Raw genomic sequence first — 21,510 nt, forward strand, 5'->3', positions numbered from 1 at the left:
GCTTTATTTACCTTTTAACCTTATTGCGCAGGATAAGCTGAATCGACTGAATGGGCTTGCACATTAATCGCAGACTGTACCTCGACCACATCATCAAACCAGTGCCGAACGCCATCCACCTCTTGATAGTTTTCATGACCTTTGCCCGCAATCACCACAATATCGCCTGCTTGAGCTTGAGCAACCACAAACTTAATCGCTTCACGACGATCATGGATTTCATGCACGATATGTTCTGAAAAATCTATTCCCTGCTTCATATCAGCAAAAATCTGTTCAGGGTTTTCAGTCCGTGGGTTATCCGATGTGAGAATTACAGGATTGGCATGATCTAGCGCAGCCTGAGTCATCAGCGGACGTTTACCACGATCGCGATCACCGCCGCAACCAAACACTGCCCAAAGCTGTCCCGTGACATGACGCTTTAATGTGGTTAAGACTTGAATCAAGGCATCAGGGGTATGGGCATAATCGACGACAAATAAACGATCCGCATCTTGAATCACTTGCATGCGCCCTGGAGCGCCCTGAAGTTGCGGAACAAACTGCACTAAAGCAGCAAGGGAAAAACCCGCATATTCTGCTGCAATCAAGCTTGCTAATAAATTCTCTACATTAAAATGCCCAAGCAATGGACTTTGCACAGCATATGAACCTGTTGGACTTATTAAGGTAAAACTTGCACCACTCAAGCGATATTGCAAATCAGCAATATGATAATCCGCTGTCATCTGAGTCAAAGAATAAGTCAAAACTTTTGGTTGTGATGGATTCTCTTTCGCAGCAGTCAACATCACGCTGGCATGTGCATCATCCAAATTAATCACAACGACTTTTAAAGTGGTAAATTTAAACAATAAAGCTTTTGCTTCGGCATAAGCTTCTAAAGTACCGTGATAATCTAGATGATCACGACTTAAATTACTATAAACCGCAATTTCCAGATCACAACCATTGAGACGACCTTGCTCTAAACCGTGCGAACTGGCTTCTAGCGCGACAAAACTTGCCCCTTGTTTAGCATAGTCATGTAACGCTTGCTGTAATTGCAATGCATCCAAAGTGGTATGAGTTGACGGGATTAAGTTTGGCAAAATACCATTCCCTGTTGTTCCCATCACTGCACAACCCTTCGCTTGTGAGCTGACTAATTCTGCAATCAGACGCGAAATGGTGGTTTTTCCATTTGTACCCGTTACCGCAATACCACGTAATGGCTGTACAGGATCGACCGCTAGCAAATACTGCTTCTGCCATTCACCCATGAGATAACGCACTTTAGGACAAACCCACTCATTTGTGAGCCCCAAACTCGTTTCACTAATAACCGCCAATGCCCCTGCATTCAGCGCATTCTGTGCAAATTGACGGGTTTTTTCAGGTTGACTATAGCTACTTAAAGCAATAAAAATTTGCCCGACTGCAATCTTGCGACTGTCCAAACAAAAACCCTGAAAAGGCTGAGTATGCCAAGCCGCATCGATGCTGATCGGATGTATCTGCTGAAAACTAATCGACATAATCTACCTACGGATTGGATTTTATAGAAGTATCAAGTGGTTTATCTAAGGGCACATTCAATAATCGTAAAGATTCCTGCATAATTCTTGCAAAAACGGGGGCTGCGACTAGACCACCGTAATAACGACCCTGTGGATTTTCAACCACAATAATCATCGCCAAACGAGGATCGCTTACTGGAGCAACCCCAGCAAATAAAGCACGATACTCATTACTCGAATAACCTTTACGATCCGCGCGTAATTTATGTGCCGTACCTGTTTTACCACCGACACGATAACCTGGAATATTTGCTTGTGTTGCTGTACCACCTGGCATCGTAACTTGTTCAAGCATCAGTAGCACTTGATCTGCAATTTTAGGGTCAAGTACTTGCTTGCCTTGGGGTGCCTGATCTAATTTTCGTAGACTTAATGGCATTTCCATACCATGATTTGCCAACATGGCATAACCTTGTGCGACTTGTAGAATTGTCGCATTCAGGCCATAACCATATGCCATCGTACCCAACTGAGATGGATTTAATTTCTCACCCGAATACAACAGACCTGCACTTTCACCGGGAAACTTCACATCTGAACGATGCCCAAAACCAACACGACGGAAGAAAGAAGGAATCGCATCCTTAGGGAGCGACAGTGCGAGTTTGGCTGAACCAACGTTTGATGATTTAACAATAATTCCTGTCAGGGTCAATGCGCCATAATTATGCGTATCACGGATGGTATGCCATCCCAATTTCATTGAACCTGGTGAAGTATTGACGATGGTATTCGGAGTATATTTCCCACTTTCTAAAGCTGCGGCAACCGTAAATGGTTTCATGGTCGAACCAGGCTCAAACATATCAATTGCACCACGGTTACGCATTGCATCTTTGTTGGCTAAACCATTTTTATCATTCGGGTTATACGATGGCCAACTGGTCATTGCCAAAATTTCGCCCGTTTTTACATCCACTGCAATTGCAGTGGCAGAACGTGCATTATTCGCGACACCTGCCGCAGTCAATTCACGATACATAATATATTGCAAACGTGAATCAATACTGAGTGTAACGTTTTCGCCTGATTCAACTTCTTTAACCACTTCAGAAACTTTAAGACGATTACCTTTTTTATCACGAATAATTTTTTGTTCACCATCGACACCAGAGAGCTGCTTATTCAGCTGCATTTCTAGACCTTCGACCCCAACACCTTCACTATTGGTCAAACCAATAATCTGTGCATTCGGTTGTGGTTGTGGATAGTAACGCTTATAACTCTTCTCGGCATAAACCCCTTGAAAGTTTCGCTTGGTAATTAAATCAGCTTGCTGAGGTGGAATTTCCTTTTGCAATACCAAATAACGTGAACGTGGTCGATCACTCATTTGTTTCTTCAAATCATTACGATCAACACCCACTGCATCTGCCAATTCATCTAAATTTAGATTCTTATCTGGCAACTGACGTTTGAGTTTACGGTTGGTTGGGTCTTTTTGTAGTTCTGCCGTAATGTCATCATACTGCTTTTTAGTCTCCCAATAATCTCTTGGGTCAATCACGATTTTCATAATCGGTGTACTAATCGCTAAAGGCACACCATGACGATCACTAATCACCCCACGCATCGCCTCTAAGCGTTCGGTACGTAAAATATTGGCATTGGCTTTGTTCTGCAAAAAGTCTTTATTGACCACTTGCACATAAAAGGCGCGCGCGACCAAGACAATAAAGCAAAGGAGCACTGTTCCCCAAAGCAAATAAAATCGCCACATATCCAAAGCAAGTGTTGGTCTTTCAGAAATGGACTGCTGTTTTTTTCGTATTGGTTTGCTTCGCTTATCTGCCATACAGCATGCCTTATTTGTCTTGCTTTGAAGTCATAGGTAAAGAAATTACGACGGTTTGCGCAGCAGGCGGTGAAAACATGCGTAACTGTGTCACAGCACGAGAACCAATCTGTGCAGTCGCGCCAAAGGTTTGTTGCTCAATCAATAAACGCCCCCATTCGGCATTTAAATCATCTTTTTCACGCATATATCCACTCAAATCACGATAATCATGACGATATTCAAATACTTGAAAGACCACCATCATTGCACTTGTGAACACCATTGCAAGAAGTACAGCATACACCACAACTTTTTTCAGTCCCTTTTTACTGCTAGATAAAACATCATCACTCTTATTGTTCATTATCAGCCTTTCTGCTCTAAACGCTCCGCCACACGCAGCCAAGCACTACGTGAACGAGGATTTACTTTTACTTCTGCTTCACTCGCACGAATACGAGACACTTTCTTTAAACGTCGCGTATCAACCCGTGCTTGAGGCATCCCCCAACCATGATCTTCCGCTAAAGTTGATTCTTTTTGGATAAACTGTTTAATCAAACGATCTTCCAAAGAGTGGAAGCTAATCACAGCCAACTGTCCTTGTACTTTCAGCAACTCTACGGCTTGCGGCAAAAATGTTTCAATATCATCAAGTTCTTTATTAATTGCAATACGAATTGCTTGAAAAGTACGTGTTGCAGGATGTTTGTGCTTTTCCCATTTTGGATGAGCGACTTTGACAATTTCTGCAAGTTGGGCAGTGGTCGTAATTTCACCTGCCAATTTAATCGCTTTGGCAATACGACGGCTATAACGCTCTTCGCCATATTGGAAAATAATATTGGCTAATTTTTCTTCTTCAATTTTTAATAACCACTCAGCCGCAGTCAAACCTTGAGAATTATCCATGCGCATGTCTAGTGGACCATCTTGCATAAAGCTAAAACCACGTTCAGCTTGGTCAAGCTGTGGCGATGACACACCTAAATCCGCCATAATGCCATCAACTTCTGTGATCCCAATATTAGCTAATTCAGATTGAAGATCAGCAAAACTGGCATGGATAATCTTAAATCGTGAATCTTCTTGTTCTAATTGTGCTGCGACTGCAAGTGCTTGCGGATCTTTATCAAAGGCGTAAACACGCGCATTTTGATCCAATTTTGAAAGTAAGAGCTTGGTATGCCCTCCTCGACCAAAAGTTGCATCGACAAAAACACCAGTATCGCGACCTGCCAATACGCCATCAACGGTTTCATGAAGTAAGACAGAAATATGCGACATAGGAATGGGATCAACAGCTAAAAATGTAACTGCACATTATCACCTTGTTTTATGCCAGTACCAAACGACTTTTTGTAGAGAATTCTTAACTTTTCATAGATAAAACCGTTTTCTTATCATTTTTTATGCAACAAAAAAGCAAATACGCTGCGTATTTGCTTTTTTGTACCACTTTACCTGTTTTATATCGGCTAAATTTATGGCTTTTCCGCATAAATCTGGTCAAAAATAGCACCATTCACAAAGTGAGTTTTTTGTGCTTTTGCCCATCCGCCAAATACATCATGAATGCTAAATAATTTGATCTTCGGAAATTGTTTTACATATTTAGCTGCAACCTGCGGGTTACGCGGGCGAAAATAATGTTTTGCCGCAAGTTCCTGTCCCAATGGTGAATAAAGGAAATTTAAATAACCCCGTGCTAAATTACGATTGCCATCTTTATCCACGGTTTTATCCACGATTGCCACTGATGGCTCAGCTAAAATCGAAATTGACGGATAAATGATGTCATATTTATCTTTACCCAAGCCTTGGGTTGCCAATAGAGCTTCATTTTCCCACGATAGTAGGACATCACCAATGCCACGTTCAGCAAATGTGGTTAAAGAACCACGTGCACCAGAATCGAGTACTTTGACATTTTGATATAACTTTTTCACTAAATCACGGGCTTTAGCATCATTACCACCCGGTTGTTTCAACGCATATCCCCATGCCGATAGGTAAATCCAACGTGGTGCGCCCCCTGTTTTCGGATTTGGGGTAATAATCTCAATACCTTCTTTGGTGAGATCACTCCAATCACGAATATTTTTTGGATTGCCTTTACGCACAAGGAATACCACTGTTGATGTATAAGGTGCAGAATTATTTTTAAATTGTTTTTGCCAATCTTTACGAATGAGACCTGTATTGGCAATTTCATCAATATCATTCGCTAATGCTAAAGTCACAACATCAGCCTGTAAGCCATCAATCACCGATCGCGCCTGTTTCCCTGAACCGCCATGTGATTGTTTAAAGTCTACATCTTGACCTGTTCTTTGTTTCCAATACTGACCAAATGCTTGATTATATTCTTGATAAAATTCACGTGTTGGATCATAGGATACATTCAGAAATGTTGTTGCTGCTTGCGCCACACTATTTAAACCTAAAGTGAGCAATGCCGCTGCGATCACTATTTTCATTTATTGTTTGCTCATACCATACCAATTACAACCACTATATTTTATTAAAAACATTTTACAATCATATGCTTATATCAATAAATTAATAAATATTCTCTTTTTAAGATATCGTAATGATGCGTATGGATGACACTAAAAGTGCTAAGCCTTTGTACCCATGATTTAAAATTGAGAAAAATTCTCATTCTCCACTTTTTCTACACATTTACTTGCTAAATTTAAGTTGTACATAAACTAGCCACAGAATATACAACACACAAATAGTGATTTATTCTTATATTTTTGTAAAAAATGTGATTTAGTTGTGCTTTTACATTAAGATTTATGTTTAAATCGTAGGATTAAAGCAATACTATAGTAATTTGGTTAGTCTTGTAGACTCAATGTCATGAAGGGGATGTTAACAGTGCAAGCATCAAAATTTAAAAAAACATTATGCTTAAGCTTATTTTTAGTTTGTTCTGTTCAAGTTGGACATGCCGCAGCAATTAAAGAAAGTAATAACATGAAAACGATTGATAAATCATCGTCTTTAATTGTCAAAGCACTTGATCAACAAAAGCGCAATACAGCGATGTTACCCTCGACTGATGATGAGTTAAAAATGTTGAACGCAATACGCACAACGCCAACTCAAAATTTTCTCGCAAGCCAACATGAACGTTTTTCACGTTTTGTTCAAACCATATTCCAACCACATACGTCTTAAACTTTTAAATATGTAATCCTTCACATGTTTAAATGGGCCTAGTCATGCTGTGACTAGGCTTTTTCGTTATAATAGTTTCAATTTTAATTTAATCTCCGATCACTTATGAAAGTCCGTACTCGTATTGCACCTTCCCCTACAGGTTTTCCGCATGTAGGTACTGCCTATATTGCATTATTCAATTTATGCTTTGCCAAACAGCACGGCGGTGAATTTATTTTACGTATTGAAGATACAGACCAACTCCGTTCAACGCCTGAATCTGAAAAAATGATTTTAGATTCATTACGTTGGTTGGGGTTGAACTGGTCAGAAGGCCCAGATGTCGGTGGCCCACATGCACCTTATCGCCAATCAGAACGTATGGGAATTTATAAGCAATACGCTTTAGACCTAATTGAAAAGGGTCATGCATTCTACTGTTTTGCAACCGCAGAAGAACTTGACCAAATGCGTGCTGAACAACAAGCGCGCGGTGAAACACCCAAATATGATGGTCGTGGTTTAAAACTCTCACAAGAAGAAGTACAACAACGTCTTACTGCGGGTGAACCACATGTCATTCGGATGAAAGTACCTGAAGACGGTATTTGTAAAATCAATGACCTACTTCGTGGCGAGGTGGAAATTCCTTGGGCTCAAGTCGACATGCAAGTGCTATTAAAGACAGATGGTCTACCGACCTACCACCTTGCCAATGTCGTTGATGACCATTTAATGGAAATCACCCATGTATTACGTGGCGAAGAATGGTTGCCTTCCGCACCTAAACACCAATTACTTTACCAATACTTTGGTTGGGAAATGCCAACGATTTGTCACATGCCATTATTGCGTAACCCAGACAAATCAAAACTATCTAAACGTAAGAACCCAACCTCAATCAATTACTATCGCGATATCGGTGTTTTACCAGAAGCACTATTGAACTATTTAGGTCGTATGGGCTGGTCAATGCCCGATGAACGTGAAGTATTTACCCTACAGGACATGATCGAAAACTTTGATGTACAACGTGTCTCTCTTGGTGGCCCAATCTTTGATGTTGAGAAACTCAATTGGCTCAACGGTCAATGGATCAAAGGATTGACACCTGGACAACTTTTAGACCGTTTATTGTCATGGAAAAGTGATCGTCAAACCCTTGAATATATCGCTGCTGCAATTCAACCGCGAATTAACTTACTCTCTGAAGCTGTAAATTGGGCTGGTTTCTATTTCAATCACATGCCACAAATCAGTAAAGAACAATTTGAAAGTAAAAAATTGACCGAAGAACAAGTTCGTCAAAGCTTACAATTTGCAATTTGGCGTTTAGAAAGTCAGTTTACGTGGAATAATGACACCGTTAGCCAAACACTGATGGACTTGGCAAATCAAATGGAAATTAAACTCCGTGACTTCATGCCTACCTTCTTTATTGCGATAGCAGGTTCAACCAGTTCGACCCCTGTGATGCAGTCGATGGTCACACTTGGCCCAGATTTAACCTTTGCTCGTTTACGCCACGCCTTAGAACTTGTTGGTGGACCAAGCAAGAAAGAATTAAAAGTTTGGGAAAAACTGAATGAATCACTAAAATTGCCGAAAAATGATGCAAATAGTGAGACTTAATTGAGTTTAATGATTGACGTGCGAGTGCAATCATCCTAATATTGCGCTCACACAGACTGGGGTCATAGCTCAGTTGGTAGAGCGCTACAATGGCATTGTAGAGGTCAACGGTTCGATCCCGTTTGGCTCCACCAAATTTTAAGAACAGAGAACTTAAAGTATCACTTTAAGATTTTTTCTTAAAATTTAAAGTGAACTGCTGTGCGCAAGCAAAGTAAAGCTCTACAAAATGTGCAAGACGTTTTTGCACAAAAAGCCTCGATAAGTCCCTATCGTCTAGAGGCCTAGGACATCGCCCTTTCACGGCGGTAACCGGGGTTCGAATCCCCGTAGGGACGCCAAATTCTAAAAAGCCACTGCACTGACAGTGGCTTTTTTATTGCCTCTTCGCTTCTAATTTCAATTCGTACTTTTAAATGCTGATTGCTGACTCACAGCTCGAATTGATCTACCTACTGCTGCATTCAATCATCGCTTTCTGGCAAACTGTTCAAATTCGGCAAAATATAAAATTGATCAAGCTCCATCACTGAGCCCATCCATAAAAAGAGTTATAAATGGCTATGAATATGTTGGCAATAAAGCAAAAGTATCGTTTCTTTTAACAAGATATTGACCAATATTTTGCTAAAAATTTATTTTTTACTGAAATTTCAACATTTTGTTTAAACCGATTAAAACCCTCTCAACACCTACAAATTTCCATTAATTTTAGGCCTATTTTTAAGACATAAGTTTTTGATAATTATAAATATATATCAATTAAATTGCACATTTTAAAATTTCCCCTAAAATAGCCGCTTCTCAATGCTTGGGCAAATTGTCGTATGCAATCTTCCAACTCAAATGCGACGTCAGAATCAAAGACTTTAAAACGTGCAATGAGCACTCGCCACCTTGTTATGCTTTCTCTAGGAGGGGCAATTGGTACAGGCCTATTTTTAGGTTCTGGCGAAGTCATCGCTCAAACAGGCCCTATTGGTGCAATTATCGCTTATATATTAGGTGGTCTCATCGCCTACATGGTCATGCTTTGTTTAGGCGAACTTGCAGTACACATGCCTGTTGCAGGATCTTTTGGTGCATACGCTCAAAAATATATTGGCCCAAGTACGGGTTACACCATTTCTTGGCTGTATTGGCTTACATGGACAGCAACACTCGGTACAGAATTTACGGCTGCGGCATTACTCATGCAAGAGTGGTTTCCACACATTTCGATGTGGATTTGGACTATTGTTTTTGCCATCATTATTTTCGGGCTAAACATCAGTTCGACCCGTATTTTCGCCGAATCTGAATTTTGGCTTGCCCTTGTTAAAGTCATTACCGTGATTGCATTTATTATCCTCGGTTTATTGGCTATTTTCGGCTTAATTCCTTTTCATGGTTCAGAATCAGCACCGTTATTTCACAATTTAACTGCACATGGTTGGTTCCCTCAGGGCTTAGTTCCAATTTTCACCACCATGTTAATTGTTAACTTTGCATTTTCTGGGACTGAGCTGATTGGTGTTGCGGCTGGTGAAACCAAAAACCCAGCAGAAAATGTCCCTAAAGCGATCAATGCTGCAATTTGGCGTTTACTTATTTTCTTCGTTGGTACCATCATCGTGATCAGTGCCCTACTGCCATTTCAAGTGGCGGGCTTGGGTGGTGAAGGTGTCAGTAGTAGCCCTTTCGTAACCGTGTTTAAATATATTGGTATCCCTTATGCCGATGATATTATCCGCTTCGTGATTATTACAGCTCTATTATCTGCTGCAAACTCAGGGCTTTATGCAGCATCACGAATGATGTGGTCTCTGTCTGATCAACGCCAACTGCCAAGCATATTTTCAAAACTCTCTAAGAGTGGCACGCCAATTATTGCGCTTATCGTCACGATGTTTGGTGCAATTCCAGGGCTTTTATCAGAACATTTTGCACCTGAAACTATCTTCAAAAATTTATTGGGTGTTGCTGCATTCACCATGGTTATTGTGTGGATGAGCATTTGCTTGAGTCAATTTAATTTTAGACGTCAGTGGTATAAAGCTGGGCACACTGTAAAAGACTTAAAGTTTGCTGCACCACTTTATCCAATTGTCCCTATTTTAGGATTTGTGTTCTGCTTGATTACTGGTTTAAGTATGGCAGCCGATCCAGAAATGTATGCGGGCTTTATTGGCTGTTTAATCTTTATCGCAGCTTGTTATTTGAGCCATTACATTTTTTATCGCGAGCGTAAATAAAAATTTTGAAGATAAAAATGCAGCTTAAGCTGCATTTTTTAGCGCAATCGAAAACAGTTCATTGGGTATTTTTTGCTTAAATGCTTCATCTTGATTATTTATTCAACGATATGTTTTATTTTTAGACACTCATAAACTTTTTTTAGATTTTCTTGAGAAAAGTGTTTGACACCCTACCTAATTCACCCTAATATACGCCCACCTCTGAAACGTCCCTATCGTCTAGAGGCCTAGGACATCGCCCTTTCACGGCGGTAACCGGGGTTCGAATCCCCGTAGGGACGCCAAAATCTAAAAAGCCACTGAAATAACAGTGGCTTTTTTATTGCTTATTCAGTGCCAATTCCAACTTGGACTTCCAGACGCCCAGACTGAACACGTAAACCACGAATCTCAAATTGGTCTACCAACTGTTGTACTAAATCACGACTTTCTTGCAAGATATTCAGACCGGGTAAAATACTAAAATCGGTCAAGCTTAATAATTTATCCACCATCCATGAACGATTATTAATGAAATCAATAAAGCCTGCTTCTTCTAGGTCGATATACCACAAACGATGCCCTTCTTTTTGAATACCAGGTACATCGCGAATCAAATGATTAATCAGAAATGGAATAGGTAAAGAGTTAATCAACTCAAAACTAATATTGCCAACTCTCCGTGCAGCCCAATTGGTCAAAGTACCACCATGACGGATTTGTAGATCAAGATGCTCATCAACCTGACATAAGCGTAAGTATTTTTCCTGTCCAATACGACATTCTAAAACATTAAACTCTAAGGAAAGACGATAAAGAAAACGACGATAGTGCCCATCTAACTCAATATGGAAACGATCATTGCCACATTCAATTCGAATATCATCTATTTCAGAACGATCCATGCGTTTTCGAATTTGGTTATTCAGCAGCATTTCAGGTAAATATAAAGTTAAACTACTTTTACCTAACGATGCGCGAGCCATTGCCAGTGCAACCTGACGTGCGGCTTCACTGGTTTCTGATACCATATCGCGAACAGTATTACGCATCCCCTCAACACCACGTTTGGTATGATGGGTGACTTGATCTAAGGCATCTAATGCAGCATCTGCCACCCCTGCAATATTACGAGAGGTGTCACTTGCAAACTCCACAGCATCTTGTGCATGTTGCAGTGTCTTGTTGATTAACCGACGTGATAAAGACGGTTTTCCATCAGATGATTCTATATCTGCAGGCATAATATCGAACATTGCCTTTTTATCATCTTGTCGATTCAAGATGTTCTCCCTATTCCCTTCTTAGCAACTCAATTCTTCATATGAGTAACAATCTACTTTATAAACTTATTTGCTATTTTTATGTAGATTAGCATGCTATCTAAAGCAATTTGCGTCTTTTTGTTGCACACTTTTAAATTATTTAATGTCTTCATTTTGCAACCTTCACGTAGAAAACATTACATTTCACTTTCTTTCAACGGTACTGTCTCATTCATCTCTTGTTTCAAAAACACTTGATGAAGACGAATATCTTTATACCTCTCCAAAGCATGTTGAATGGGTGCAAGTCTTTCCTCAATATTTGCAATGTCCAAATGGATCACTTCTCGTAAAGCCACCCATGCGGCTTGCATTTTCTCAAAATCATGACCTTTCTCCAGTTTCTCCTGCATCCAATCAAATAAATCCTGCGCACGTTGCTCTGTTTCAAACTGATAAGCCAACAATCCACTCGAGAGTGCAATTTCATCTAACTGACCAAGTAACCGCGATTGCAACTGTTGTAAACATTGACGCTTATTCACTAAATAGGGTTCTAAAATATTCTTTTGGAACTCCAGTGCAAAAGTCGTCATTTCATTGACAACAATATCTCGTTGCTCATACAAATCATTTCTTTCAGGGTGTTGCTTATCAAGACGAAAATCTCCCAAATACGCATTAATCCCTTGTTCTAGGATCATTTGTATCGGTTCCACACTCATCACTGAATTTGGTTTTATTTCAAACTTAGATAAATAAAGTAGCAGTTGATCTCGTTGTTTCGGCTCAATCAACAACCCCAACATCTCAATATCTTGTTGAAGTGCCAACCATAAACGCATCAAGAGTGGCTCAACTTGCTCTATCTCATGATTGTTAAAAATCCGTAACACCGCATTCTGCATCGCACTCGACTCTGCCAAACCTACACAGACAAGGTGATCAGTGAGGAGTTGCGGTGCATTTGCAATAACCTCTTTACTATATGGAAGATGAAACTCTCGCCCACCAAGCATTCCACCTAGAGATTTACCCAGTGAACTTAAACCACGTCCCACATCCGCCAAAATATTGGTCTCTATTGCCTGAGTTTGCAAAATAACGGGAGGCAATAAAGCATTCACAGCAGCTTGCAATGTTTTCAGATATGTCTTCTGATCAATCGGTTTCTCAAATTTAGATAACAAATCAATCGCATACTCAATATCGCTAACATACGGCATGTATTCAGATTGCCGACGATTCACCAAGCACTCAATATAGGCATAAAACGCGATTTCACTGCGTTGTATCGACTGTTGTGATGCCCATTCATGCTGTTCAATCGCTTGTGTATATTGTTCTACCCCTGCATAGGCTTTAGCCAAAGCCACTGCATGTTTTGCACTTGGGTATTTTTCTTGAAGATAATGTAGTAAATCAATTTTAGGCTGTTGATCCAAACAACGATCGAGCTGGCGTAGGTAGGTATTGATCTGTTGTTGCGTCGGTTGAGGGACTAAAAAATTGAGTTTATACATCAAGCACTGTTCATACCATGCATATTTTCTAGCATGTGATTCATAGCTCGGAATAAATTCATTTTCAATCAATTGAATTAATTGTGATATATATAAAAGTTCTTCATCTGTTTCATGCTGAAACGTCCATTGTTTCGGCAATGACACTTTAAACAGCCTTAAAAAGAAATTTGCACTTAAATCAGGGCTTTCCATACTGACCAGCATGAGTTTATCTTGGGTAGAAAGATGACCTTCTCCCTTTGCAATACGTGCTAAACGTAATTTTAGAATTTTGGTGGGCAGCATGTAATTCCTTGCGAATTATTGAGCAAATTCGTGAATCAAATTAACATGATTAATACTGCTTTAGCGAACAGGTTTAGACGAACTGTAATAAGCTGTCTACCTCTTTTTATGAACCTACTCAGCGATTTAAGCAATACACAAAATAAATAAGTTTATATATTTGAACAATTCAAGATTTTAGCTTTTGCAGAATTTTCGGTAAAATAAACAAAATACTATAGGAAACCTCTATGCAATACCGTTGCCCTAAATGTCAAAGCGTGAAAATTATGCCTGTCAGTCAGGGTACCAATAGCCCTCGTCCAAATGTGCCAAAAAGCCTGGTGCTTCTCGTTCCCGCCATTTTTATTTTACTGGTTTTGGTGCTGATCAGTGTTGGGATGTGGATTTTTGGTAATGGTGCAGGACAAACACTGCAAATCGCAACCGTTGCAGTATTTGGTGTTTGTGTGATTGCAGGTGTTCTGTTCTGGCGCGACCTGCCAGATTTTAAAATCTCCATGCAGGCCTTTATGCAGGCACAAAAGCACTGGAAATGCCGTGACTGCAATCATGAATGGCAGAATTAACCACGCAAAACTCATAGGCTTCACATCAGCTTAATGCTGATGTGAATGACCATGTTCCTCATCTTCATCATGGTGATGCGTATGCTGGCAATTCATTTTTGCATCATCCTCAATTTGCAAGGTCACCTCGGCAATCCCATGTTCATGCGATAGCATTTCTGTAGCAGCTTGATGTAGTTGTTTGCGATCTGCGTTAGGTGCAAATAAATGAACGGTTAGGTGAATATTTTTTGAAGTAATCGCCCAGACTTTTAATTGATGAATGCTTTCGACACCTTGAAGTGCCAATAAATCATTGCGTAGCTTTTCAATATCAACTTCTTCAGGCACACCTTCCAAAAGAATATTGATACTTTGTTTAAGTAAAATCCATGTTCTGGGTAACACCCAAAAGCCGATTGCAACGGCGATTAACGTATCGACCCAATACCATTGTGTGTAATAAATAATCACCGCGCCGATGATGACACCAATTGAACCTAATGCATCACTCATCACCTCTAAATATGCGCCTTTCATATTCAAACTTTCGGTTGCACTCGACATCAAAATTTTCATTGAAACCAAATTAATGACCAAACCAATTGAAGCCACAATCAGCATACCCACACTTTGAATTTCAGGTGGTTGAGTAAACCGTTGATAGGCTTCATACAAAATATAGATCGCGACAAAGAACAGCATTGATGCATTAAATAATGCCGCTAAAATCTCAAACCGTTGATAACCAAAGGTGCGTTTATTATCTGCAGGACGTTTCGCAATTTTAATCGCTGCCAAAGCAATCGCCAATGCAGCAGCATCGGTAAACATATGCGCTGCATCAGAAAGTAATGCCAAACTTTGCGTGATTAAACCCGCTATAAATTCAATAATTAAAAATGTAGTGGTCAGTATTAGCGCAATGGTTAACTTTTTCGCATTGCCTTCAGTGACGGCGGCATGGCTATGGTCATGCCCTTGATGTCCACCCATGTTGGACTCCTTATCATAATTGAATAAGACCTGTTGCAGTCTTAAAGTCAGCCAAGGCGAAAATCGCTTTGGCTGGTTCAGATTCTTCTTAATAAAGTGCTTCATTAAGAAGATAGCATAAACAGATTAAATTGCACTTTCCTGACCTTTGTCCTGTTTGGCTTCATTCATCCAACGATACACCACGGGCAAAATCAGCAGGGTCAGCAAGGTGGATGAAATAATCCCGCCAATCACCACGGTTGCCAGTGGGCGCTGAACTTCTGCCCCTGTACCTGTGGCAATCGCCATTGGAATAAAGCCAAGCGATGCAACAAAAGCAGTCATCAAGACAGGACGTAAGCGTAATACCGCACCATGCCAAGTGGCATAGTGAACATCATATTGCTCACGCAGCTCTTTAATGAAGCTCAGCATCACCAGACCATTCAGCACTGCGACACCAGAGAGCGCAATAAAACCGACACCTGCCGACATCGACAAGGGAATATCGCGTAGCCACAGCGCCACCAAACCGCCTGATAGGGCAAATGGCACGCCACTAAATACCAGCAAGCTTTCTTTAAAGTTATTAAACACCGCCATCAACAGAACAAAGATCATCAGCAATGCCAATGGCACCACAATCTGCATTCTGGCTTTTGCCGAGGCCAGATTTTCAAACTGACCGCCATAACCAAGCCAATAACCGCTTGGTAATTTTTGCTGAGATAATTTCTGCTGCATCTCACCCACAAATGAGCCCAAATCACGGTCGCGAACGTTGGTGGTGACTACAACACGGCGCTTGCCATTTTCACGGCTGACTTGTGCCAAGCCGAGAATATTCTCCACTTTTGCTACGTCTTGCAGTTTGATCAAACCACCATTCGGTAGTTGAATCGGCAGCATGGCCAATTGCTGTGGTGTACGCATCCCATCATCCAAACGCACCACAAAATCAAAACGACGGTCACCCTGCAAAATCTGCCCAACACTTTGTCCACCAATACTTGCAGCAACCAAATCCTGAATGGATTTCACGGATAAACCGTATTGCGCAGCCAATGCATGGTCGATATCAACATTAAGTAAAGGTAAACCATCAGTTTGCTCAACCTTCACTTCACTCGAACCTGTGATGGTTCTCAAGGTTTGAGCAACTTTTTCTGCTTCTTGGTTCAATACCTGCATATCATCACCAAAAATTTTCACCCCAATATCACTACGTACGCCTGAAATCAGTTCGTTGAAACGTAATTCAATCGGTTGTGAAAACTCACTGTTGTTACCTGGAATTTTCTCAACATAAGCCAACATTTTGGTTCGAAGCTCGTCGATGGTTTCCGATTTATCAGGCCATTGATCACGCGGCTTTAACAGAACGATTGCATCAGAAATATTAGGGGGCATCACATCCGTTGCCACTTCGGCCGTACCTGTACGGGCAAAGATCGCTTTGATTTCTGGAAACTCTGCGAGCAATTGCTTCTCAACACTTTCCTGAATCTTCAGTGATTCTTCAATTCCTGTACTTGGTGCACGCATCAACTGTAAAGCAAAGTCACCCTCACTCAGTTGTGGCGCAAACTCACTACCAACACGCGAACCAATCGCAGCGGTGAGTACCAAAATAGTCACCGCACCAGCCACAACCACATAGCGGAAAGCATAGGCTTTATCCAGCAAGGATTTATAACCGCTTTTTAATGCCGCCATCCAACGGCTTTCTTTCTCTTTGACCTCACCGGTAACAAATAATGCCACCGCAGCAGGAACGAAAGTTACGGATAAAATAATGGCACCGATCAAGGCCAAGACCACCGTCATTGCCATTGGATGGAACATTTTCGCTTCAACACCTGCAAGTGCAAAGATTGGCAAATACACCACCATAATGATGATTTGTCCAAAAATCAGCGGACGTCGTGCCTGTTTTGCCGCCAAGAAGACTTCGGTAAAGCGTTCAGAACGGGTCAGGAGTCGACCTTTATGGTGTTGAGCCTCTGCCAGCCGTCGGATACAGTTTTCGACAATCACCACCGCACCATCGACGATAATCCCGAAGTCCAATGCGCCTAAACTCATCAGGTTGGCACTGATTTTCTGCTCCGCCATCCCTGTCAGGGTAAACAGCATGGATAAGGGAATAATACAGGCGGTAATCAATGCCGCACGGAAGTTACCTAAGAACACAAACAGGATCACAATCACCAAGATTGCACCTTCAATCAAGTTCTTCGCCACCGTCTTAATGGCTTTATCAACCAAGTTACTGCGGTTATATACCGTTTCGACCACCACCCCTTCAGGTAATGAACGTTTGATTTCCTGCATTTTGCTGTCGAGTGCTTGAGCGATGGATTTACTGTTCTCACCCATCATCATCATCGCAATACCCAGTACGGTTTCTTCACCGTTATAGGTGGCACCCCCTGTTCTCAGATCATGTCCAATCGAAACTGTTGCAACATCGGCAACACGGATCGGCAAACCATTCTTGGTGCTGACCGTGACATTCTCAATGTCTTGTACGGTTTTCAACATCCCCGGAATACGTACGGTAAGCTGTTGACCATTTTCTTCAATAAAACCCGCACCGCGGTTTTCATTATTTTCAGTGAGTACAGTTTGCAAATCGGATAAGGGAATTTGCAGTTGTTGCAAACGTTTCAGGTCGGGAGACACCACATAGGTCTTGTTATATCCCCCAATGGTATTGATTTCAGCAACACCCGGCACACGTTGTAATTGAGGACGAACAATCCAGTCCTGAATTTCACGCAAGTCCATGGCCTGATATGGCGTACCATCTGCTTTTTTGGCATTCGGTTCAGCCTTGATCACCCATTGATAGATCTCGCCTAGACCGGTTGAAATCGGTGACATTTGTGGATCAATCTCATCAGGCAAAGCACTCTTGGCTTCTTGTAAGCGCTGGTTAATCAGCTGGCGCGCCCAATAGATATCGGTACCATCTTTAAAGATCACCGTGACTTGGGATAAGCCGTAACGGGAGATCGAGCGGGTTTGTTCCAAGTTCGGAATACCCGACATGGCATTTTCAATCGGATAAGTAATGCGTTGTTCAACCTCAGGGGCAGTGAATCCCCCTGCTTGGCTGTTAATTTGTACCTGCACGTTGGTAATGTCAGGTACGGCATCAATCGACAGTTTTTGGTAGCTATAAATACCGACCCCGATCCATGCCACCACAAACAGCATGACCCAAATCGCATTGCGGATTGAAAACTGAATAATCCGATCAAACAGACCTTCCGCAGGAGGAAGCTGCAACTTATCTTTAGTGTCCATGCTCAGCCTCTCCCTTCTCGATCTCAGATTTCAAAAGGAAACTGCCTTGACTGACATATTGTTGCTTTTCAGTCAGACCCGATTGGATTTCCACCCACTGCCCATCACTTGAGTAATTACCCAGTTGTACAGGTGTTGGAGTGAAATGCATTTGGTCTTTCTCTTGCTTAGCGACAAAAACCGTGGCTTTACCCTCGATCTGCTGAATCGCCCCTTTGGCAACACGAAGCACAGGCTTCTTGTCCGTGCCATCTAATAACACGTTTACCATCAAATTAGGTCGAAGTTCTTTGGCTGGGGTTAACACCTTGGCACGCACCTGCAAACGACCTGTCTGCGTATCTGCTGCTGTGGTCAAAGTCTGGATTTGTGCTTTAAAGCTATTATTGGTTTGCAGCGACTTAAACTCGATCTGCTGATCCGGTTGGACATTGATGTTATTGACGCTTGGTAAAATAAACTCAATCCAGAGTTGATCCAGCTGATCAATCACAAATAACTGCTTATCTGCGGTAATTTGTTCACCCACCACAATATCTTTCAGACTCACCACACCGCTTAAAGGTGCGGTCAAGACATAGCGACCCTGACTGCCACTGGATGCGCCCAAGGCAGATAAGCGGCTACGTGCAGCTTGTACCTGAATCTGTGCCTGACGATAGGCATTGTAGGCACGTTGATAATCCTGACGTGCAGACACCCCTTGTTCCCAAAGTTGTTTTTCACGTTGATAATCTTGCTGTGCAAGGGTTAAAGCTTCTTGGGCAATACTTAAATTAGCCTGCTGATCTACCAGATCAGGGATAAATAGAGTGGCTAAAACCTGCCCTTTTTTGACTTGTTGACCGAGTAGCGCATTGACACTTTCCACACGCCCAGCAAAGGTTGCTGAAACATGCGCTTGCTGATCGGTATTGGTCACCAGTTTTGCTGGGTAAGCAAATTGCTGTCCGACTTCACCCACACCAACCTGAGCCAGCTTAACCCCATATTCAGTCATCTGTTTTGGGCTGAGATTTAAGCTACCTTCCTCACTTTCCGCCTGCCCAGCCTCACCTTCTGTATGTCCTTCCTCACCTTCGCCATGACTATCAGCTGCTGCATCACTGCTGGCTTTGTTCTTGCCCGTGAAAAATAATAACGCGCTCAGGACTAAGCCAACGGCAATAACCAGAATGACCCAGAACCACTGCTTTTTAGATTTATTTGTCGACATTATTCTGCTCCTACTACAGCGGGAAGGTTATTGGTATCTTTCCAGAGGGTTTGATTAATCTGATTTAAGGCATCACTTGAACTCACCATACTCGGCTCAATTCCTAGTGCTAAACTTTCTGCATCAATTTGCTTTTGCCATGCACTCTTGAGTAACTGCACTTTATTTAAACGTTGATCCTGCAATTGCATGGTGGCTTGCTGCACATCGGTAATGGCATATTTACCGACTTTGAAACCGAGCAACATTTTCTCTTGTACCGTTTCAGACAATGGAATTTGTCGTTGATTGACGAGATCGAACTGTTGTTTCAATCCCGCCAACTCTGCTGTTAAGGTCTGAATCGCATTCAAGTTCTGCTGCTTGTAAAACTGTTGCTGTTTGACCAGTAAATCTTGTTTGGCATTGGCAATTCGCAATGAATACTGTTGACGATTGAAAATATTCAACGGGATATCGATGCCCACTCGGAACTTGTTATCGGTCGAATTGGTTTCTGCGCTTTTACTTTGCACCATGCCTAAATTGACGGTTGGATTTGGTCGGTTGGATACTTTTAAATAATCGATATTGGCTTTTTGACGCACGATATCGAGTTGAATAGCACGCTCAAATAAATTGTTCTGCAAATAATCTTGCAAATCATTTTGTTGTGGCCAGACATTGCTTGCCTGAGTAGAGAAGCGGTTATCGGTACTGCCCCACAGATTTGCCAATTGACGCTTTGCAGTGGCTAAAGAGAGTTCGGTTTGTTGAAACAACCGTTGATTTTCAATATGCGCCATCAAGGTACGATCTAAATCGACCTGCGCAATGCTGCCCGCTTTGAGTCTTAAGCGAGTTGCATCCAAAGTGTCCTGACTGGTTTTTAACTGTGCCTGAACCACATCATGTTCCAGCTCTAGCACCACGACTTGCGACCATAGATATTTAACGGCTAACTCAAGTTGCGCATTGTAGAGTTCCTGATTAAGGCCCACTTGAGATGCTTGTACATCGGCAAGCTTAACCGCAGCACGACGTTGACCAAAAATGTCTAATTTTTGTGAAACACCAAATTCCAACTCTTTGTCTTTGCCTGACCTAAAGTCGGTTTGCTGAATAGAAATACTTGGATTCGACCATAACCCGGCTTGTTTCACATTGGCCTCAGCGATTCCTTGCTGCGTTTGCCACACCCCTGTGCCTGCCTGATATTGCTTCACATCCTGCAAGATTTGCTCAAAATTCAGATTACGTTGTGCAGCCTTGGTTGCAGGCTGATTTGCATCAAGTAAAGATTCTGCGGCAATGGATGGACTCAAAATAGCAGTGCTTAAGGCAAGTGCCAACACTGACCACTTCAATGACAATTGAGTACGATTTTTTCGCGTATGCTGCTCAACTGCATGAATACGCTGATTTAAACTAGAAGACATATAAAGCCCCGCAAAGTAATAAGAATGCGGTGGGCTATTTTTCGGCTACCCCACCTATAGCGGGGTTAATACAGGAGGAGGATTTAATCCTGATAAATGCGGGGATTGATAAGAATTAGACCAGTGATATTTTGGCTCTGACTCTAGGGTGCGCAGAATAGGTTCATCTAGCTGTTGTTGTGCTTCAATCACGACCACATGAAAACAAGATGGCAAATGATCATGATGATCTTGCAAACTTAAAGGCATGGGTAAATCAGAAGCATCTTGATCTACCGCTACTGAATGTTTTACAGAGACATCTAAGGTTTCTGGAACATGATGACCAAAATGCGTCAAAGTGCTATATTCACTTGGCTGTTCATGCGCACAAAAAGCTGCCGCCACATTCCAAAAGCTTTGGAACATGAACAAACTCAGCAAGAGTGTCATAAATACAGCGGAACGTTGCACGTTTCACCAATTGTTCAAAATTTGCGTCACTATAGCATCTAAGCGACATGTAATAAAATTACATTAGACAAACTAAAACAATATCATGCTACAAAGACCGTGTCATACAACGTGGCTCATTTTGGAACTTAAAGCGATGGTGCAATAAAAA

Annotated in this window: 15 protein-coding genes, 3 tRNA genes and 1 pseudogene; 7 read left to right on the forward strand and 12 right to left on the reverse strand. The window is 41.7% G+C overall.

Annotation, left to right across the window (positions count from 1 at the left end; genetic code table 11):
* Positions 1-20 precede the first annotated feature (20 nt).
* From C502_RS0110740 to C502_RS0110760, 5 genes and pseudogenes are all read right to left on the reverse strand, one after another.
* Positions 21-1,520, reverse strand: a complete 1,500-nt coding sequence (locus C502_RS0110740) for a UDP-N-acetylmuramoyl-L-alanyl-D-glutamate--2,6-diaminopimelate ligase (protein ID WP_018678830.1) — start codon at positions 1,518-1,520, stop codon at positions 21-23.
* Between the two features lie 3 nt (positions 1,521-1,523).
* Positions 1,524-3,357: pseudogene (gene ftsI / locus C502_RS0110745) on the reverse strand (penicillin-binding protein PBP3).
* Positions 3,358-3,367: 10 nt separating this feature from the next.
* On the reverse strand, positions 3,368-3,703 hold the full coding sequence (ftsL, locus tag C502_RS0110750) for a cell division protein FtsL (protein ID WP_018678832.1): 336 nt from the start codon (positions 3,701-3,703) through the stop codon (positions 3,368-3,370).
* Between the two features lie 2 nt (positions 3,704-3,705).
* Positions 3,706-4,626 carry a 16S rRNA (cytosine(1402)-N(4))-methyltransferase RsmH gene (gene rsmH, locus C502_RS0110755; protein WP_018678833.1) on the reverse strand — a complete coding sequence of 307 codons (921 nt, stop codon included), beginning with the start codon at positions 4,624-4,626 and terminating at the stop codon, positions 3,706-3,708.
* 197 nt (positions 4,627-4,823) lie between these two features.
* Positions 4,824-5,819: a sulfate ABC transporter substrate-binding protein gene (locus C502_RS0110760; protein ID WP_018678834.1), complete on the reverse strand. Its 996-nt coding sequence runs from the start codon at positions 5,817-5,819 to the stop codon at positions 4,824-4,826.
* A 388-nt stretch (positions 5,820-6,207) separates the two neighbouring features.
* On the opposite strand from C502_RS0110760, the gene C502_RS0110765 reads away from it, so the two are divergent.
* From C502_RS0110765 to C502_RS0110790, 6 genes are all read left to right on the forward strand, one after another.
* Complete coding sequence (locus tag C502_RS0110765; protein WP_023274745.1) at positions 6,208-6,528, forward strand: hypothetical protein; 321 nt, start codon at positions 6,208-6,210, stop codon at positions 6,526-6,528.
* A gap of 105 nt (positions 6,529-6,633) precedes the next feature.
* The gene (gltX, locus tag C502_RS0110770; RefSeq protein ID WP_018678836.1) at positions 6,634-8,142 is read left to right on the forward strand and encodes a glutamate--tRNA ligase; all 1,509 of its coding nucleotides are present in this window, start codon (positions 6,634-6,636) and stop codon (positions 8,140-8,142) included.
* Between the two features lie 58 nt (positions 8,143-8,200).
* Positions 8,201-8,276: transfer RNA gene (locus C502_RS0110775), tRNA-Ala, on the forward strand.
* Positions 8,277-8,407: 131 nt separating this feature from the next.
* Positions 8,408-8,483, forward strand: a tRNA-Glu gene (locus tag C502_RS0110780).
* 486 nt (positions 8,484-8,969) lie between these two features.
* Entirely contained in the window at positions 8,970-10,376 is a 1,407-nt protein-coding gene (locus C502_RS0110785; RefSeq protein WP_026315788.1) for an amino acid permease, read from the forward strand.
* Between the two features lie 211 nt (positions 10,377-10,587).
* Positions 10,588-10,663: transfer RNA gene (locus C502_RS0110790), tRNA-Glu, on the forward strand.
* Between the two features lie 42 nt (positions 10,664-10,705).
* Here the strand turns inward: C502_RS0110790 and C502_RS0110795 are convergent.
* Together C502_RS0110795 and C502_RS0110800 are read right to left on the reverse strand one after the other, a co-directional pair.
* A complete protein-coding gene (locus C502_RS0110795) occupies positions 10,706-11,641 on the reverse strand; it encodes a hypothetical protein (protein WP_018678838.1) in 936 nt (311 codons plus the stop codon).
* A gap of 179 nt (positions 11,642-11,820) precedes the next feature.
* Positions 11,821-13,434, reverse strand: coding sequence for a hypothetical protein (locus C502_RS0110800; RefSeq protein ID WP_018678839.1), 1,614 nt, complete (start codon positions 13,432-13,434; stop codon positions 11,821-11,823).
* Between the two features lie 230 nt (positions 13,435-13,664).
* Here C502_RS0110800 and C502_RS0110805 point away from each other — a divergent pair, with 230 nt between their 5' ends.
* On the forward strand, positions 13,665-14,003 hold the full coding sequence (locus C502_RS0110805) for a zinc-ribbon domain-containing protein (protein WP_018678840.1): 339 nt from the start codon (positions 13,665-13,667) through the stop codon (positions 14,001-14,003).
* A gap of 30 nt (positions 14,004-14,033) precedes the next feature.
* On the opposite strand, the gene C502_RS0110810 is transcribed toward C502_RS0110805, so the two are convergent.
* From C502_RS0110810 to C502_RS0110830, 5 genes are all read right to left on the reverse strand, one after another.
* On the reverse strand, positions 14,034-14,978 hold the full coding sequence (locus tag C502_RS0110810) for a cation diffusion facilitator family transporter (RefSeq protein WP_018678841.1): 945 nt from the start codon (positions 14,976-14,978) through the stop codon (positions 14,034-14,036).
* A gap of 126 nt (positions 14,979-15,104) precedes the next feature.
* Positions 15,105-18,272, reverse strand: coding sequence for an efflux RND transporter permease subunit (locus tag C502_RS0110815; RefSeq protein ID WP_018678842.1), 3,168 nt, complete (start codon positions 18,270-18,272; stop codon positions 15,105-15,107).
* A complete protein-coding gene (locus C502_RS0110820) occupies positions 18,262-19,488 on the reverse strand; it encodes an efflux RND transporter periplasmic adaptor subunit (RefSeq protein ID WP_018678843.1) in 1,227 nt (408 codons plus the stop codon). Before C502_RS0110820 ends, C502_RS0110815 begins: the two co-directional genes overlap by 11 nt.
* Positions 19,488-20,906, reverse strand: coding sequence for a TolC family protein (locus C502_RS0110825; RefSeq protein ID WP_005317618.1), 1,419 nt, complete (start codon positions 20,904-20,906; stop codon positions 19,488-19,490). The genes C502_RS0110820 and C502_RS0110825 overlap by 1 nt, the downstream gene beginning before the upstream one ends.
* Before the next feature lie 54 nt (positions 20,907-20,960).
* Complete coding sequence (locus tag C502_RS0110830; protein ID WP_212749419.1) at positions 20,961-21,359, reverse strand: cation efflux protein, CzcI-like; 399 nt, start codon at positions 21,357-21,359, stop codon at positions 20,961-20,963.
* Positions 21,360-21,510: the final 151 nt, after the last annotated feature.

It is taken from the genome of Acinetobacter tjernbergiae DSM 14971 = CIP 107465 (genome assembly GCF_000374425.1).
Taxonomy (GTDB): domain Bacteria; phylum Pseudomonadota; class Gammaproteobacteria; order Pseudomonadales; family Moraxellaceae; genus Acinetobacter; species Acinetobacter tjernbergiae.

Coding starts and splice junctions, on each gene's coding strand:
- C502_RS0110740 (WP_018678830.1), bottom strand. CDS start 1,520: ATGTCGATTAGTTTTCAGCAGATACATCCGATCAGCATCGATGCGGCT.
- ftsL (WP_018678832.1), bottom strand. CDS start 3,703: ATGAACAATAAGAGTGATGATGTTTTATCTAGCAGTAAAAAGGGACTG.
- rsmH (WP_018678833.1), bottom strand. CDS start 4,626: ATGTCGCATATTTCTGTCTTACTTCATGAAACCGTTGATGGCGTATTG.
- C502_RS0110760 (WP_018678834.1), bottom strand. CDS start 5,819: ATGAAAATAGTGATCGCAGCGGCATTGCTCACTTTAGGTTTAAATAGT.
- C502_RS0110765 (WP_023274745.1), top strand. CDS start 6,208: ATGAAGGGGATGTTAACAGTGCAAGCATCAAAATTTAAAAAAACATTA.
- gltX (WP_018678836.1), top strand. CDS start 6,634: ATGAAAGTCCGTACTCGTATTGCACCTTCCCCTACAGGTTTTCCGCAT.
- C502_RS0110785 (WP_026315788.1), top strand. CDS start 8,970: ATGCAATCTTCCAACTCAAATGCGACGTCAGAATCAAAGACTTTAAAA.
- C502_RS0110800 (WP_018678839.1), bottom strand. CDS start 13,434: ATGCTGCCCACCAAAATTCTAAAATTACGTTTAGCACGTATTGCAAAG.
- C502_RS0110805 (WP_018678840.1), top strand. CDS start 13,665: ATGCAATACCGTTGCCCTAAATGTCAAAGCGTGAAAATTATGCCTGTC.
- C502_RS0110810 (WP_018678841.1), bottom strand. CDS start 14,978: ATGGGTGGACATCAAGGGCATGACCATAGCCATGCCGCCGTCACTGAA.
- C502_RS0110815 (WP_018678842.1), bottom strand. CDS start 18,272: ATGGACACTAAAGATAAGTTGCAGCTTCCTCCTGCGGAAGGTCTGTTT.
- C502_RS0110820 (WP_018678843.1), bottom strand. CDS start 19,488: ATGTCGACAAATAAATCTAAAAAGCAGTGGTTCTGGGTCATTCTGGTT.
- C502_RS0110825 (WP_005317618.1), bottom strand. CDS start 20,906: ATGTCTTCTAGTTTAAATCAGCGTATTCATGCAGTTGAGCAGCATACG.